This is a genomic window from Spongiactinospora sp. 9N601 (genome assembly GCF_044326295.1).
GTDB lineage: Bacteria > Actinomycetota > Actinomycetes > Streptosporangiales > Streptosporangiaceae > Spongiactinospora > Spongiactinospora gelatinilytica.
The window spans coordinates 17,312-29,795 of the sequence record NZ_JBIRBB010000026.1 but is presented as its reverse complement, the minus strand read 5'-3'; the positions used below and the strand labels follow the sequence as shown (position 1 = coordinate 29,795).

Genomic DNA, 12,484 nt, shown 5'->3' with positions numbered 1-12,484 from the left:
CGGGCCTTTCAGCGGGTGCCGTCGTCGTGGAGGCGGCGCAGGTAGGTGTAGATGCGCCAGCCGAGGCGGGGCCGCATGCCGGTGCCGGAGCAGGCGCGGCAGATGCGGCGGCGGTGGGTGGTGAGGGTTCGGCAGCGCGGGCAGGTGCGCCATGGGCATGCCAGGCAGATGAAGGTGTAACCGAGCGTGACGAGCAGTAGGTAGATGCCTAGTAGGGCAAGAAGGGTCGCCAAAGTGGTCTCCAGTGCCGTTTCAGCGGGTCGGCGCAGGTCGGTGTCTAGGCGCTAGATCGCAGGCAGGGCGGGGTTCAGGGGTCTAGCGGACCCTCTAGACCTAGAGGGGGTGGCCTCTAGGTCTAGAGGCGTACGGATGGTCAGGAGGCCGCGCCTGTGCCCTTCCGGTCGTCACGTTGGGTGAGGGCTTGGGTGATGTCGTCGCGGGTGATCCCGATGCGGTTGGCGCCCTTGCCATCGGCGGTGGTGCCCCAGACCTGGCCGGTCTTGACGCCGTGTGGCTTGAGGGCGTTGGTGAGTTGCGCGGTCTTGGCCGCGCCTTCCAAGTCGGCCCATGGCCCGTAGATCGCGGGTCGTAGTTCGGCGAGGCGATCGATGACGACCTCGTTCCACAGTTTGGGTTCGGTTGCTACGGCGGCGATGTCGGCGAGCAGGTCGGCGGGTGTGGCCTTTGTCGTGGTGACGTCCTCGCCGAGGGCGTGACCCGACAGCGTTCCGGCCCGCTCGCGTACGGCGCGGGCGCGCAGGGCGATCTTCTCGGCGGCCGGGGCGTCGAGGTAGACGCAGCGCACGATGCGCGGGTTCTCGCCTTCACCGGAGAAGTAGCAGATGCCCTTGTCGTTGAAGCTGAACATGGTGGCGCGGACGCCGTTCTTGTAGGCCGAGGTGCCGAGCACCATGTCGTTTTCGAGTTGGCCCATCACCTTTAGGCAGAGCCGTACGGCGGCGTTGGCGCTGATGCCGGTGGGCAGGGCCTTGGCGTCCGGGCGCTGGGTGGCCAGGATCAGCACCATGCCCAGTGCGGGGCCGCGCTTGACCAGGTCGGTACAGATGGCTTCGAACTCGGCCCCGTACCGTTCGTGCTCGAACCAGACCTGGCACTCATCCACCGGGATCACGATGGGATGCAGGCCGAGGCTTTTGTTGCCGGCCAGCTCGGGCGTGACCTTCGACTCGAGGCAGATGTCCTTGGGCAGGTTGCGGATCACCTTGGCGCGGCGGCGCAGTTCCTCGCGCAGTGCGCGCATGTCGGTGATGGCGTACTCGATGTCCTCGTCGTCGTCTCCGGCGCGGTAGCGGTGGGCGACGCATTCCAGCGCGGACAGGTCGCCGGTGCCCTTCAGGTCGTAGGCGTGCAGCTCGGTACGCGGGTCCAGGGCGGCGATCAGCGCCAGCAGGCGGAGCAGGAACGTCTTGCCCATGCGCGGGATGGAGCCGATGATCACGGAGACGAACATCAGCGTCAGCCCGATGAACCGGCCACGCTGGTCGGTGGCGAACGCGGTGGGCTTGAACAGGTCGGCGTGGCCGGAGCGGAGTAGCGGCCATGCGGGCTGGCGGGCCTTGTTCATGTCCTGGTCGCCGACCCACAGCATGAGGCGGCCGGTGTGCGCCTCGGGTACGGTCTCCGGCCACACGCAGCCAAGCGGGCGGCGCAGGCCCGAGGCGAGCTTGTCGCGCCGGTCCATGACCTCGGCGACGGTCACGCCGTACGGCAGGTCCACATCTGCCCGCCAGCCGGGGCCGTCCCTGGTGATGGGGGCCTTGAAGTCCAGCGGGTTGCGCGGGTTCTTGGCGACGGCCTGGTTGATCGCGGAGATGCCGAGTGAGCCCAGCGCGCGGATCACGACATCACTGGTCAGTTTCTCCACCGAGGCGGGGATGACCGCGCGGTCGATCAGCGGCCGGTCGGCCGGACGCCCGAGCAGGCCGAGCAGGGCGACCGTAAAGGCCAGTGTCGCCCATTGGGCAGGTGTCGGGGCGGCAGCCACGAAGATGGCCGCGATCAACAGCGTTACCAGGATGAGCACAGCGACGAACGCGCGCAGCCGTACCCGCGCATCTCGCTGCCTGCTCAGCTTCAGATACGCCTCGGGATCGGCCTTCTGCACGGTGGCCAGCCGTACCGGCTCGCCTTCCAGGTCGAAGGTCCACCGGAAGAAGCCGCCCACCAGGCGGCCGAGGCCACGCGGGGCGCGTACGGCCAGCCGTCCCGCGTACAGCGGAGCGCGGCTCACCTGGTAGCCGGCCACATAGGCGTAGTGCGCGGCGACCCACCGCAGAATGCCCAAAGCCTCAGCCCTGGAGCGCAGCCACAGCGGCACGATCGGGCGGCGCGTCCTGGTCTTCTCCTCCAGGTCGCTGATCCAGTCGTGTTCGTCGTGGCCGGGGAGGTCAACGCGGATGGGCGGGTATGGGTGGCGACCGGCGCGGAACTTGTCCAGGTGGACGATCTCCGCGTCCTGATCGGGCTGCTGTGTACGGTCGTCGGGGTGGTCGGACATGATGAGTTCACCTCGTGTGCGTTGGCGTTGCGCGGGGTGGGCGGGGCGCGGTCCGGCTTTGGCGAGTGGGGTCCGCGCCCCGTCCGTGAACTACGTGCGGCGGTCCGTCCGGTGCGGTCGGTCCGCTGGCGTGGTGGCGGTCGGTCCGCCGAGTTCGGCCCGCCAGCCGGGAACGAACAGCCAGATCGGGTCACCGGGCGGCGGGTCGATGGCGAGGACTTCGCCGATGGTGAGGGCGGTGATGGCCTGGTCGCGGTCGAAGGTCCGTCCGGGGTGTCCGGTCACGGTCCAGCGGCCGTCCGCACGTCGTACGGCTTGCTGGCCGGAGCGGTCGCAGGTCATCAGCGTTTCGTCGATGCGCAGGCTCATCAGGCGGCCTCGCTTGTCTTCTCGGCGCGCAGTCGTGCGAGGAGTACGCCAGCGCGGTCGGTCGAGATCGATCGGCCGGACTGGCGGACCGCTGCCCGGGGGCGATCACGGGTGAGCGGCAGGCCGCGGGCGTTGAGGTCGGCGGCGACTCGACGCCCCACCGGAATCAGGTCGGTGACGTCCGGCGTGGCCTTGCCGTACTTCGGGGCAGGCGGCTTGGGAGGTGCGGATCGTACGACTTCACGCGCGGACGCGGGTACCAGTTCGCCGAGGCGGTACAGAGCGCGCTCGCGCCTGGTGGCTTTGGCGCGCCAAAGACGTCCGTAGCGGTCCTGGAGGTCGGTCTTGGCCAGGATGCGGTCACGTTCGCGGGCGAGCGCGGCCGGGTAACTGCGGATCTCCCACAGCACCATGCGCCGCCACAGCGCGAACGTGGCCAGCGGAGCCAGCAGCCAGCGCGAACGGCGGATGCCGTCCCTACGGTCGGCTTTGGCGAGGTCGGCGCGCTTGCGGACGGTGTGCGCGCCGACCTCTACAGCCATGACCCACAGCAGTGGCAGCACCGCGTGTGACACCACGGCGAACCAATCGACCAGGGGAGCGCTGAGGTAGGTGGCGATGTTGAGGTAAACGGTTGCGGCGGTCAGGGTCCACGGGATCAGCCGGAGCCAGCGCAGGCGCATGCCGAGGCGGGCAAGCACGATGTCCAGCGCGGAGAACACGGCGATGCCGAGGTCAACGCCAAGCGGCACGATCCAGGCCAGCCGGCCGAAGGACGGCGCGGCGGCCGACGCGACCGTGGCGAAGCTGATCACGAAGCCGAGCAGACCGAGGACGGCGGTCGCGGCGGCGGTCACGTTGACGGTGGTGCGTTCGCCCTGGCTGAGCGGCTTTGGAGTGGTCGAGGGATCGTTCATGCGGCGCGCTCCCGGCGGGTACGGTTCGGCAGTGCGAGCCGGGCGTCGTACAGGTAGACGGCGCGCACACCGTGAGCGCCGCGGCGACGGGTACGCCGAAGTACCTGAGCCTGCGCCTGACGGCCGCGCGGACGCAGGCCCCGCGCGGTGAGCTGCCGTAGGGTCAGCAGGTACGGCGGGGCCGTCCGCCACCGGTAGGTCGGGATGCCGTAGCGGGCGCCGGCCGGGTCCTGGAAGGCGCGGCTCATCACGCCACCTGCGCTTCGGGCACGCGGTGAATCTCGTCAGGAGTCATGCCCGCCCACACGCCCGAGTCCGGGCATGCCCTGCGTGCGTAGTCCGCGCAGAGTCGGCGTGTGGGACAGGACCCGCACAGGTCGCGAGCCACGTCTTCACGTGCGGCGCGCTCCTCGGCGGACTCGGTACGGCAAGGCCCGGTGTGCAACTCGGGATCGATCCAGCACTCGACGCCCACGGCGGGGAGGTCGGCACGGAACGCCTTGCGTCGCTGGCCGGGGGAGAGCAGGGCAGGGTGAAGCATCACCTTGCCGGTAGAGACGGGAATGGGATCGGTTGCCATGATGGTGGCACTCCTTGTTGCTCTGTGATGGGTGCAGGGAGACCGGAGCGGCTTCGTGTCTTGGCGGATCGGGGCCGCTCCGATGTCTTTTCTGGGGTCAGGCAAGGGCATTGATGAACCCGCTCACGGCGTCGATCAGCATCGCGATGCCGTCCATGAGGCCGAGGAGGACCTGAGCGGCCCGCTCGGGCTGCTTGACGGCGGAGAGCAGGAAGAACACGGTCACGAGCACGAACAGCGTGGGCAGCAGGCGGCGGGGCTTCGTGACGGGGATCATTGGGCGTCTCCTCTGATCGAGTGTCGTACAGGGGGGCCTACACGAAAGACCGTACAGCCCCCCCTGTACGAACGTCAAGGGGGGACTACACGGCGGCGTGTCCCAGAGGAGTCGGCGGGGGAGCGCGGCGTGTCTAGGCCCCCCTTGACGGTTCGCGTAACCTGGGCTGCATGCAGGACCAGGACGCGAACGAGGGCGTAGCCGCCGCGCTGGCCGGCCTTGTGCGCGCTTTCGAGTCCGCGGTGAGTGCCATCCAGAACGATCCCGACGCTGACCGGGCGTACGCGGAGGCGACCGAGCTGGTCGAGACGCTTCAGCGGTTCAGCGAAGCATCGGGTGACCTGCGCGCGCAGTCGGCTGCCCGCATTTTCAAGAGCGAACGCCTGTCGCTCTCCGGGTTGGCCGACCGCATCAGCATTTCGAAAGCACGTGCGGCACAGCTCATCAATACCGCCAAGAAGGCGGATGAGAAGGCAAATCCCGTTCCGGAGGAAGCCACGTGAGTCCCAACACCGAGGTGCGCGTTGAAGTCTGGCCCGTCGCTGCTGACGGTGTCGGCCTATGGCTGATCAGCGGCCAGGACGCGTGGCGGTCCGACGCCATTCGCCAGGACAGCGACCCGCACAGCGAGGTTGAGGCGCTACTGGGGGAGCACCGCACCGGGGAGGCGAAGCTACTGCACTCGACTTCGTGGCGGGCCGATGACACAGCGGTGATCCTCACCTATGTGGCCGTGGTCGGCGACTCTGACGAACTGGCACTGGACCGATGGCCGCAAGCCGCGCCGATCAGCCCAGAACTCCCCGATGCGGTCGGGAAACCGATCGAGGTGAAGGCCACCGAAGCGCCGTTTCCGCGATACATCGATGTCCTCATGCACGGGCTGAGACACCTTCAGTTCCTCCTTCAAACGGATTCGTCGGCGCGTGAGGCGTTGAGCGATGTGTGGCGTGGGCACCTCGCCGCGTTCCGTCCGGCACTCGCCGGCATGTACGACCACAAGCATGGTGAGTCGCCGATCGTGCTTCCTGACGCGAGCATTCCTTAATGAGGGGATCATGATGGGCTACGAATTTGACGAGAGGCTGAGCGCCCAGCGGGAGGCGTACCGGGCTCTCGGAAACCTTCTTGAGCGCACGGGGCGCGAGGAGTTGCCCCCTATTTCGTGGACGATCAGTGACGGGGGTACCGGTCCATTGCTGGTCGGGCAGTGCTTTGCCAGCGATCCGATACAGCGACAGCAGGACTTCTATGCCTGGCAGGCGGCCATTGGCGCAGAGCCATGGCCCGATGGCATTAAACGTTCTGAGAGTATTCATATGCATGCGGCGAAGTCGGACTATGACGGCGTCACTGTCACGCTGTCGGCCGACATCAGTGCCGAAGAGATGTGATGAACGAACCTCCCCCGCCTCACACCATGAGACAGGGCCGACCTCGTGGGCGCATATCCGTATGGGGGTGTGGGGCGGATATACGAAGGGCAAGGGCGTGACCTCGGCCGATGGCCGTTGAGGCGGGGGAGGAGCTTAGGGGGTCGTGAGTGGCGCGGCGGCAGGGGAGGTGCCTCCCTTCCTCCCCCTACGAGGAAGGGCCATCGACCCTGCCCCCGCGCCGGTCTGTGACGATCTCCCATTCCTCATCTGAGATCGGCGGCATCTGGTAACGCTCGGCCGCGTCGTCCATCGCCTTGCGCGACAGTTCCCAGGTGTGGACGACGTCCAGGGCCTGATCACCAAAGGAGCGCGTCACCACGATGGCTATCGCGGCTCGCACTCGGGCGACAGCCTCTCGGGCCGCCTGAACCTGCTCGTCGGTACTTGGCGGGAAATCGTTCGGATTCCAACTGCGCGTCATCAACCACATTGCGCACCATCCGCAGACCACGGACGCCGGTAGGTGCGCAAGGTGTCATACCGCTGTTTCACCGCACGGGCGACCGCTTCCAGGCGCGTTACCGGGTAACCCGTGTAGACGTAGCGCCGTGTCCTGGGGGAGATCTTTCCTGTCCACCAAAGGTAAGTGACGCCGTCGGTCCAGACGACCAGGTCGGTCCACACGGAGACGAGCGCGATGCGGTCTCCTACGTGGACATCGGCGGCGATATCGAGTTGCGCGAGGGCACGCTGAAGCTGCTCTGCTGCTGAGGCCGGGTAAAGGATGCGCGCTCTACTCTTCTGCATGGTCGTTCCTCGCTCTGCACGCCATCCTGAGTAGCTGTTCGGCGCGTGCCTTCGAGATTCCGAGGCGCAGGGCCAGCTTGCCGATCGAGAGCCCTTCCGCCCGGTGAATGCGTGCGGCGGCTTCGGCGCGAACCTGAGCCGCAGTGTCCGCCATCCCGCGAACCGCCTCAGCAAGATCGGTCGCATTGTCGAAGGCCCGTCGCGGTTCCGGAATCGCTCGCACGGCCTTTACCGCGTCCCGGAAGGCGCGCGAGATCAGCGGGAATCCGTCGTTCGGGTTCGCTTGCGGGCTGGCGTCGTCTGGGGTGTTGTCGTCTGCATCGCGTGCGGTCATGACGCCATCCGTTGTCTGCGCAGGAGTACCCATGTGCGGTGTCCCTCGGGACCGCATGAAGCGCCGAAGGAGGTCGTGACGCTCGACAGCTCGGCCGTCTCGATCCCGCCGGTCGGGTCGGGAAGCCCTGGGTCCTGGACTTCGATCCGAAAGCCATCGGCGGTGATGTCGATCTCGACGTGGATGCGTCCACCAGGCGGCGTCCGTCGGAGCGCCGCGGACAGTAAGCCTCGGGTGACCTGGTCGGCCACGGCGGCCAGGCCAGGCTCCTCGGCCTTGGCGATGCCGCGTGCCCAGACGCCGGCGCTTTCGATGCTGGCTTCGGTGGGTGGGAGGGACTGTCGATACATCGCCCCAACCTTCTCGGGTAGGTCAAGCTGCGTACCGACAAGCTTGAAGCTTACCGGTAAGGCTGTCAAGCTACCCGCGTGGATCGAGACGATGAACGGCCTTTGTACCTCCAAGTGGCCGACCAGTTGCGCGCCAAGATCACGTCCGGCGAGCTACAGGAGGGTGACCGCCTACCCTCCGTACCAGGGCTCGCCTCCGAACTCGGCATCGCGCGGTCTACCGCGTCCGAAGCGCTGAAGGTCCTCATCTCCGAAGGTCTCGCCGTCGCCCGCTCAGGAGCCGGCACCTTCGTCCGCCTACCTCGCGAGCCACAACGCCTGATCCGCGCCTGGTACCGAGCAACGCCGTACGGCTCACCCTTCCGCCAGGACATGGAACGCCAGGGCCGCGCCGCCGGCTGGACCTACGACTCCCAGACAGTCCAGGCACCCCCAGAGATCCGTACCCGCCTGGCTCTGCCCGAACCGGAAGGCGAGACAGAAGACGTGGTCAGGACTCACTACGTCTTCACGGCCGACGAAGAACCGGTGATGCTCTCAACCAGTTGGGAGCCTTTGGCCACCACGCGAGGCACGCTGATCGTGCTGCCCGAGGACGGCATGCTTGCAGGCAGGGGCGTGGTCGAGCGGATGCTGAGCATCGGTGTCGTGATCAACGATTGGGTCGAAGAGGTCAGCTCGCGGCTTGGTACTGCGGTGGAGTGCGACGGTCTGAAGCGCCCGCCGGGGTCCATCATGATGACCATCCAGCGCACGTACTATGCGGGCGAGCACCCAGTCGAGTCAGCTGACATTGTGGTGCCAGCCGATCGCTTCACCCTCGTCTACAGCGGCAAGATGGGCACTGCGGCAAAGCGGTGAGTCTAGGGGATAGCGGTGTCGCAATATCCGCATTGCCGCAGAACCGCAGTGTTCTGATGTCTGGCAGGCAGGCCTAGGGCCTTCCGCTGTGAGAGGCGTCCCCGCAGAAAACAAGGACTAGGGCCGCAGTAGGGTTGCTGAAGGCATACCGGTGAACGTTTTGCAGAAAAAGCTGCGATACTGCGGTCCCGTTGGGGATAGCTGTGGCCTTGCCGACAGTGTGACTGCGGCAGTCTTGCATTCTGTGAATTCTGCGGAAGTAGCGAGATGAGTTCTAGTGTTGTAATCGTTACGCTCCGCTAGTAATCTAGCGGCGCTTAGTGATCTCTGCTGCCTTGCCGCTGGTAGTAGGCTCGGCGGGCGCGAGGCTGATGGCGGCGCTCCTTGTCCGGGATGCTAGATGTATGTCCCGCTAGCTTTCATCTCGGCGACGCGAGCAAGAAAATCGCGATGTGCGCGTAAGGTGTCATCGAGAAGTTCGTGCCAGCCTTTACGGCTTACTCGCCGATCGGCATCCATAGAGGAAGTGGACACGACACTGAGTCGATCGATGTGGTCCACCACAAAGGTCAGCCGCCTTATCGGAAATTGATCTCCAAGTGTAGGGTTTTCGTCTAAAAACGCCTCAAGATCGACGAGATACTGCAAGGCCCTCTGGTACTCGGCATCGGATAGATGATAGTTCATGCGCTTTATCTCTACAATCCAAAGAATGCCGGAGTCGTGGAGCATCACGAAGTCGGGCTCTTTGCGTTCTCTGTTAATCGCAGTTGTGACTATAGCGCGACCGTACTTCTTCTTGTACCATGCTTCAAATGACCCTCGAACGCGCTTAAGAGATTCGTTGGTTCCCAAAGGGGTCCACTCGGGGGCGAGAATCCAAGGAGCTTGCTCCAATAGCTCTTGTAATGGCTGCTCCAGGGTGGTGCCATCCTCTATGAAACCAGTGAGCTTCTTGACGACAGCGATTCGCTCCGAGGCAACCTGGCCGAGCGAATACATCTCGGCGATCCGGGCTTTGTCGAACAGCCCAATCAACATATCGAGTGTATTATCGTTGTCGGCTGCTACGCTATGCAGAGCGTCAAGCAGACTTTTGTGAGGGCCGATAGACAGGGCTAGCTTCGTAAGTCGGTCGACATGGTCCTGGTCCTGTAAAGCCTCTCGGTCCTTATTGGTAACGAGAATCTTCGCCGCTCTTGTGACCGATTCATGGAAGTTCTGGTCCCCTGGGGCCTCTTGCTCAAGGCGCTGTTGTAAGTTGGACTTTTCCACATACTCGCGCCAGGTTTCTTGCTGGATTGCCGATTCGCTGTTCGCGGCAACCTCTTTTATTAGAGTCTTCCCCCATGCGCTGAACGCTTCGCCGAGCTCCGAGGTCCAAATGATGTCCTGCCGGTCGGACCGAATAAGGTCTTCGTTGTCATCTAACCACTCGGCGTGTACCTCGCCCACCAAGTAGGAGCGAAGCTTGTATTCACCTGTGAAACCGGCTCCGATTCCGAAGTCGCGGGTCTGTGCCACAATCTTCCCTCTGGCAAATATTCTCACACCTGCCATAGCGGGATCCTTATACGGCGACTTGGCATAGGCAACCCACCCTGTTACCGGAAGGTATACGCCTTGGTCGGTCGGAATGGGGCGGTTATCGACTATGATGCGGGTCTCATCGAAGACGTCGATATTGAGGCGCCCGAGGATAAATGAGTCGGAGCCTTGGACATGCCCTTGCCCATCGTGAGTTGAGCTGTTGAAAATCTGAACTTGCCAATCGCTGCGCTCAAGCCCGAATCGTGCTGCAAGTTGCCGATCGAGCTCTTCCTTGCTAGGAACTCGTTTGCGATGGAAATCGCGAAGTTTTATCGTGGTTCCATGGTCGGCTGCCCAGGTACCGTCAAGCTCGCCGGGCGTAGGGAGATACTCTTCATCGGTGTCGGAAAGGATTTCGCTTAGCGAAAGAACTAGGTGCGCAACCTGGAATCCACGATCACCCTGCTCGCCGCCGGCTGATATGACTTCAATTGTCTCACAAATTCCGAACGGCGCTAGCTTCCCTATGCCCTTCCGCCCCATAACGGGCCGCTGCTTGCGCAGAGAGGTATCTTTCCGGAAACGTTGGCGTCGGTCGGACCCAACCGTGAGGTAATGTGTATTGACCTCGCTAGCAGTCATGCCATGGCCGTCATCGCTTATCGTGATCTCAAATGGCCCGACGGGCGGCTGGCCCGGCCGGGATTTCAGATAGGTGTTCCATGGCAATGTGATAGTGACGCGCTCCGCATCTGCATCGTACGAGTTCGCAATAAGCTCCGCCAGTACGGCGGATACGCGGTCGTACATCTTGATGCCTAGTTTGTCGACTGTCAACCGACTGATCCGCATAACATACGGCTCATGCCGACTTGGGCCGATCTCTCCTGTCATTGCACATCCCTCCGCTTTGCCCTATGAAGGGCCCCTCGAACTGATCATCGTCCCCTTTGCTCCTGCCCGAGACGAGGCGCTGGGGCATCTCTTCGTCCAGGGCTGTCCTGGGCAGGCTCAGCCTCGTCTCTGAGTCTGAAGCACCGAGACGCTGTAGGCTAGCCCTCTTTCGCTAACGCGGGCACCCGTATAAGATCTTGAACTGACGAAGCCTGCTCTCCTGTGAGGTTGCAGTAGGGTAGCGCGCCAGCACCGCGCAGGCCTACGGCTTTGCGTCAGAACGAATCGGAATAGTCAATGAGTCCCCTGAGTGCGGTTAGCCTATTTAGCAATTGTGGGGTCGGAGATTTGGGCTTTAAGCAAGCTGGCTTTCGATTCGATGTTATGGCCGAGCTTGATTGGCGGCGGCTTGAGGTGGCGCAACTTAATCATCCTGAGTCAACCTGTATTCCAGGAGACCTGCGAGTTACTTGGAAGCAGGTTGTAAAAACCTACAAGAGCCTTCATGACTCCCCGCCTGCCCTTCTTGCTGCGTGTCCACCGTGTCAGGGCATGAGTTCAGCGCGAAGCGGGCGAGGCCGAGAGAGTGATGCAGACGCTGGAAGCCGTGATCCTCGCAATTTGCTGGTCACCGTCATTGTCAATGTGGCAAGAGCGCTCAAGCCTAGAATTATCGTTGTAGAGAACGTGCCAGCGTTCTTGACGCGCTCTGTACGGGATCCTAAGACGGCTAAGCCAATCTCTGCGGCACTACTTCTCATAAACTCGTTGGCGAGAAGCTATCGAGTATACCCCGTGTTAGCGGACCTTGCCGACTACGGCGTTCCTCAGTTTCGGAAGCGGGCCTTTCTGACACTCGTTCGTAAGGGGGAGCAAGGCGTTGATTGGTTGAGGGAAAGCGGCCTTGTTCCATTTCCGAGCCCTACGCATGCGGCCGAGTATGGTGCAGAGCCTCCAGTGTCATTGCGCCAGGCACTGAAGTACTTGGATGCGCGACCGCTTGATGCCAAAGATCCCGACTCTGCCCGAGACGTTAGCGATCCGATGCACTTCGTGCCTGTGTGGACCGACCATCGCTATCCGATGGTTGCAGCTATCCCCCCAGACAGTGGGCGAAGTGCTTGGGAAAACGATATATGCCCGTCATGTGTCGCCGACGTAGCAGACCGAGATCGTGCAACCTGCCACCAGTGTGGGACTAGGCTGCTACGACCTACAGTGCTCAGAGAAGGCGAGTGGAGCCTAGTGAAAGGATTTCGGAACAGCAGCTATCGGCGCATGAGGAGCGATACCCCGTCCGCAACGATCACAACCGCAAGCGGCCATATTGGTAGTGACCTTACCATTCATCCATGGGAAAATAGGCTTCTCAGTCCTCGTGAGTGCGCCCACTTGCAAACAATACCTCACGATTTTAACTGGGGCGATGCACTAAGGCGCTGGGGTGCCACCAACGTCCGTGATATGATTGGAGAGGCTGTGCCGCCGCGCTTTACCTATCTTCATGGGCTTGCTCTCGCCGGATTGGTCGGACGTCAGTCCGAAGTTGAGTACCTGCCTGCTGTAGATAAGCGCGTGGCTATGGCCAGGCAAAAACTTGAACAGGCTAAGCTTCAGGTGGCAAGTGCCACGGAATCTCAATAGCTTCAGGACGTACTGAGCTTTATTCTG

17 protein-coding genes are annotated in these 12,484 nt (G+C 63.4%); 5 read left to right on the top strand and 12 right to left on the bottom strand.

Going from position 1 to position 12,484, the window contains the following annotated elements:
- Positions 1 to 8: 8 nt before the first annotated feature.
- From ACH34R_RS40435 to ACH34R_RS40405, 7 genes are all read right to left on the bottom strand, one after another.
- On the bottom strand, positions 9 to 233 hold the full coding sequence (locus tag ACH34R_RS40435; protein WP_397566911.1) for a hypothetical protein: 225 nt from the start codon (positions 231 to 233) through the stop codon (positions 9 to 11).
- Between the two features lie 140 nt (positions 234 to 373).
- Positions 374 to 2,518: a cell division protein FtsK gene (locus ACH34R_RS40430; protein ID WP_397566910.1), complete on the bottom strand. Its 2,145-nt coding sequence runs from the start codon at positions 2,516 to 2,518 to the stop codon at positions 374 to 376.
- 90 nt (positions 2,519 to 2,608) lie between these two features.
- Positions 2,609 to 2,887 (bottom strand): hypothetical protein, encoded by a 279-nt coding sequence (locus tag ACH34R_RS40425; RefSeq protein WP_397566909.1) that lies wholly within the window; start codon positions 2,885 to 2,887, stop codon positions 2,609 to 2,611.
- The gene (locus ACH34R_RS40420) at positions 2,887 to 3,804 is read right to left on the bottom strand and encodes a DUF2637 domain-containing protein (RefSeq protein WP_397566908.1); all 918 of its coding nucleotides are present in this window, start codon (positions 3,802 to 3,804) and stop codon (positions 2,887 to 2,889) included. Before ACH34R_RS40420 ends, ACH34R_RS40425 begins: the two co-directional genes overlap by 1 nt.
- Entirely contained in the window at positions 3,801 to 4,052 is a 252-nt protein-coding gene (locus tag ACH34R_RS40415; RefSeq protein WP_397566907.1) for a hypothetical protein, read from the bottom strand. The genes ACH34R_RS40420 and ACH34R_RS40415 overlap by 4 nt, the downstream gene beginning before the upstream one ends.
- Positions 4,052 to 4,384 (bottom strand): WhiB family transcriptional regulator, encoded by a 333-nt coding sequence (locus tag ACH34R_RS40410; RefSeq protein ID WP_397566906.1) that lies wholly within the window; start codon positions 4,382 to 4,384, stop codon positions 4,052 to 4,054. Before ACH34R_RS40410 ends, ACH34R_RS40415 begins: the two co-directional genes overlap by 1 nt.
- A 97-nt stretch (positions 4,385 to 4,481) precedes the next feature.
- Positions 4,482 to 4,661 (bottom strand): hypothetical protein, encoded by a 180-nt coding sequence (locus ACH34R_RS40405; RefSeq protein ID WP_397566905.1) that lies wholly within the window; start codon positions 4,659 to 4,661, stop codon positions 4,482 to 4,484.
- Between the two features lie 170 nt (positions 4,662 to 4,831).
- On the opposite strand from ACH34R_RS40405, the gene ACH34R_RS40400 reads away from it, so the two are divergent.
- The 3 genes from ACH34R_RS40400 to ACH34R_RS40390 are packed head-to-tail and all read left to right on the top strand — an operon-like array spanning position 4,832 to position 6,055.
- Positions 4,832 to 5,164 (top strand): hypothetical protein, encoded by a 333-nt coding sequence (locus ACH34R_RS40400; RefSeq protein ID WP_113982441.1) that lies wholly within the window; start codon positions 4,832 to 4,834, stop codon positions 5,162 to 5,164.
- The gene (locus ACH34R_RS40395) at positions 5,161 to 5,709 is read left to right on the top strand and encodes a hypothetical protein (RefSeq protein WP_397566904.1); all 549 of its coding nucleotides are present in this window, start codon (positions 5,161 to 5,163) and stop codon (positions 5,707 to 5,709) included. The genes ACH34R_RS40400 and ACH34R_RS40395 overlap by 4 nt, the downstream gene beginning before the upstream one ends.
- A gap of 10 nt (positions 5,710 to 5,719) precedes the next feature.
- The gene (locus ACH34R_RS40390) at positions 5,720 to 6,055 is read left to right on the top strand and encodes a hypothetical protein (RefSeq protein WP_397566903.1); all 336 of its coding nucleotides are present in this window, start codon (positions 5,720 to 5,722) and stop codon (positions 6,053 to 6,055) included.
- 187 nt (positions 6,056 to 6,242) lie between these two features.
- On the opposite strand, the gene ACH34R_RS40385 is transcribed toward ACH34R_RS40390, so the two are convergent.
- The 4 genes from ACH34R_RS40385 to ACH34R_RS40370 are packed head-to-tail and all read right to left on the bottom strand — an operon-like array spanning position 6,243 to position 7,597.
- A complete protein-coding gene (locus ACH34R_RS40385) occupies positions 6,243 to 6,518 on the bottom strand; it encodes a hypothetical protein (protein WP_397566902.1) in 276 nt (91 codons plus the stop codon).
- On the bottom strand, positions 6,518 to 6,844 hold the full coding sequence (locus tag ACH34R_RS40380) for a hypothetical protein (protein ID WP_397566901.1): 327 nt from the start codon (positions 6,842 to 6,844) through the stop codon (positions 6,518 to 6,520). The genes ACH34R_RS40385 and ACH34R_RS40380 overlap by 1 nt, the downstream gene beginning before the upstream one ends.
- Positions 6,831 to 7,178 (bottom strand): hypothetical protein, encoded by a 348-nt coding sequence (locus ACH34R_RS40375; protein WP_397566900.1) that lies wholly within the window; start codon positions 7,176 to 7,178, stop codon positions 6,831 to 6,833. Before ACH34R_RS40375 ends, ACH34R_RS40380 begins: the two co-directional genes overlap by 14 nt.
- Entirely contained in the window at positions 7,175 to 7,597 is a 423-nt protein-coding gene (locus ACH34R_RS40370) for a hypothetical protein (RefSeq protein WP_397566899.1), read from the bottom strand. Before ACH34R_RS40370 ends, ACH34R_RS40375 begins: the two co-directional genes overlap by 4 nt.
- Before the next feature lie 9 nt (positions 7,598 to 7,606).
- Between ACH34R_RS40370 and ACH34R_RS40365 the strand changes: the two genes are divergently transcribed.
- Positions 7,607 to 8,389 (top strand): GntR family transcriptional regulator, encoded by a 783-nt coding sequence (locus ACH34R_RS40365; RefSeq protein WP_397566898.1) that lies wholly within the window; start codon positions 7,607 to 7,609, stop codon positions 8,387 to 8,389.
- A gap of 396 nt (positions 8,390 to 8,785) precedes the next feature.
- Here ACH34R_RS40365 and ACH34R_RS40360 read toward each other — a convergent pair whose 3' ends face one another.
- Positions 8,786 to 10,813 carry an ATP-binding protein gene (locus ACH34R_RS40360; RefSeq protein WP_397566897.1) on the bottom strand — a complete coding sequence of 676 codons (2,028 nt, stop codon included), beginning with the start codon at positions 10,811 to 10,813 and terminating at the stop codon, positions 8,786 to 8,788.
- Positions 10,814 to 11,110: 297 nt separating this feature from the next.
- Between ACH34R_RS40360 and ACH34R_RS40355 the strand changes: the two genes are divergently transcribed.
- On the top strand, positions 11,111 to 12,457 hold the full coding sequence (locus tag ACH34R_RS40355) for a DNA cytosine methyltransferase (protein ID WP_397566896.1): 1,347 nt from the start codon (positions 11,111 to 11,113) through the stop codon (positions 12,455 to 12,457).
- Positions 12,458 to 12,484 lie beyond the last annotated feature (27 nt).

Excerpts from the sequence above, each read along its gene's own strand:
- ACH34R_RS40430 (WP_397566910.1), bottom strand. The coding sequence starts at position 2,518 with ATGTCCGACCACCCCGACGACCGTACACAGCAGCCCGATCAGGACGCG.
- ACH34R_RS40425 (WP_397566909.1), bottom strand. The coding sequence starts at position 2,887 with ATGAGCCTGCGCATCGACGAAACGCTGATGACCTGCGACCGCTCCGGC.
- ACH34R_RS40420 (WP_397566908.1), bottom strand. The coding sequence starts at position 3,804 with ATGAACGATCCCTCGACCACTCCAAAGCCGCTCAGCCAGGGCGAACGC.
- ACH34R_RS40415 (WP_397566907.1), bottom strand. The coding sequence starts at position 4,052 with ATGAGCCGCGCCTTCCAGGACCCGGCCGGCGCCCGCTACGGCATCCCG.
- ACH34R_RS40410 (WP_397566906.1), bottom strand. The coding sequence starts at position 4,384 with ATGGCAACCGATCCCATTCCCGTCTCTACCGGCAAGGTGATGCTTCAC.
- ACH34R_RS40405 (WP_397566905.1), bottom strand. The coding sequence starts at position 4,661 with ATGATCCCCGTCACGAAGCCCCGCCGCCTGCTGCCCACGCTGTTCGTG.
- ACH34R_RS40400 (WP_113982441.1), top strand. The coding sequence starts at position 4,832 with ATGCAGGACCAGGACGCGAACGAGGGCGTAGCCGCCGCGCTGGCCGGC.
- ACH34R_RS40390 (WP_397566903.1), top strand. The coding sequence starts at position 5,720 with ATGATGGGCTACGAATTTGACGAGAGGCTGAGCGCCCAGCGGGAGGCG.
- ACH34R_RS40385 (WP_397566902.1), bottom strand. The coding sequence starts at position 6,518 with ATGACGCGCAGTTGGAATCCGAACGATTTCCCGCCAAGTACCGACGAG.
- ACH34R_RS40380 (WP_397566901.1), bottom strand. The coding sequence starts at position 6,844 with ATGCAGAAGAGTAGAGCGCGCATCCTTTACCCGGCCTCAGCAGCAGAG.
- ACH34R_RS40375 (WP_397566900.1), bottom strand. The coding sequence starts at position 7,178 with ATGACCGCACGCGATGCAGACGACAACACCCCAGACGACGCCAGCCCG.
- ACH34R_RS40360 (WP_397566897.1), bottom strand. The coding sequence starts at position 10,813 with ATGACAGGAGAGATCGGCCCAAGTCGGCATGAGCCGTATGTTATGCGG.
- ACH34R_RS40355 (WP_397566896.1), top strand. The coding sequence starts at position 11,111 with ATGAGTCCCCTGAGTGCGGTTAGCCTATTTAGCAATTGTGGGGTCGGA.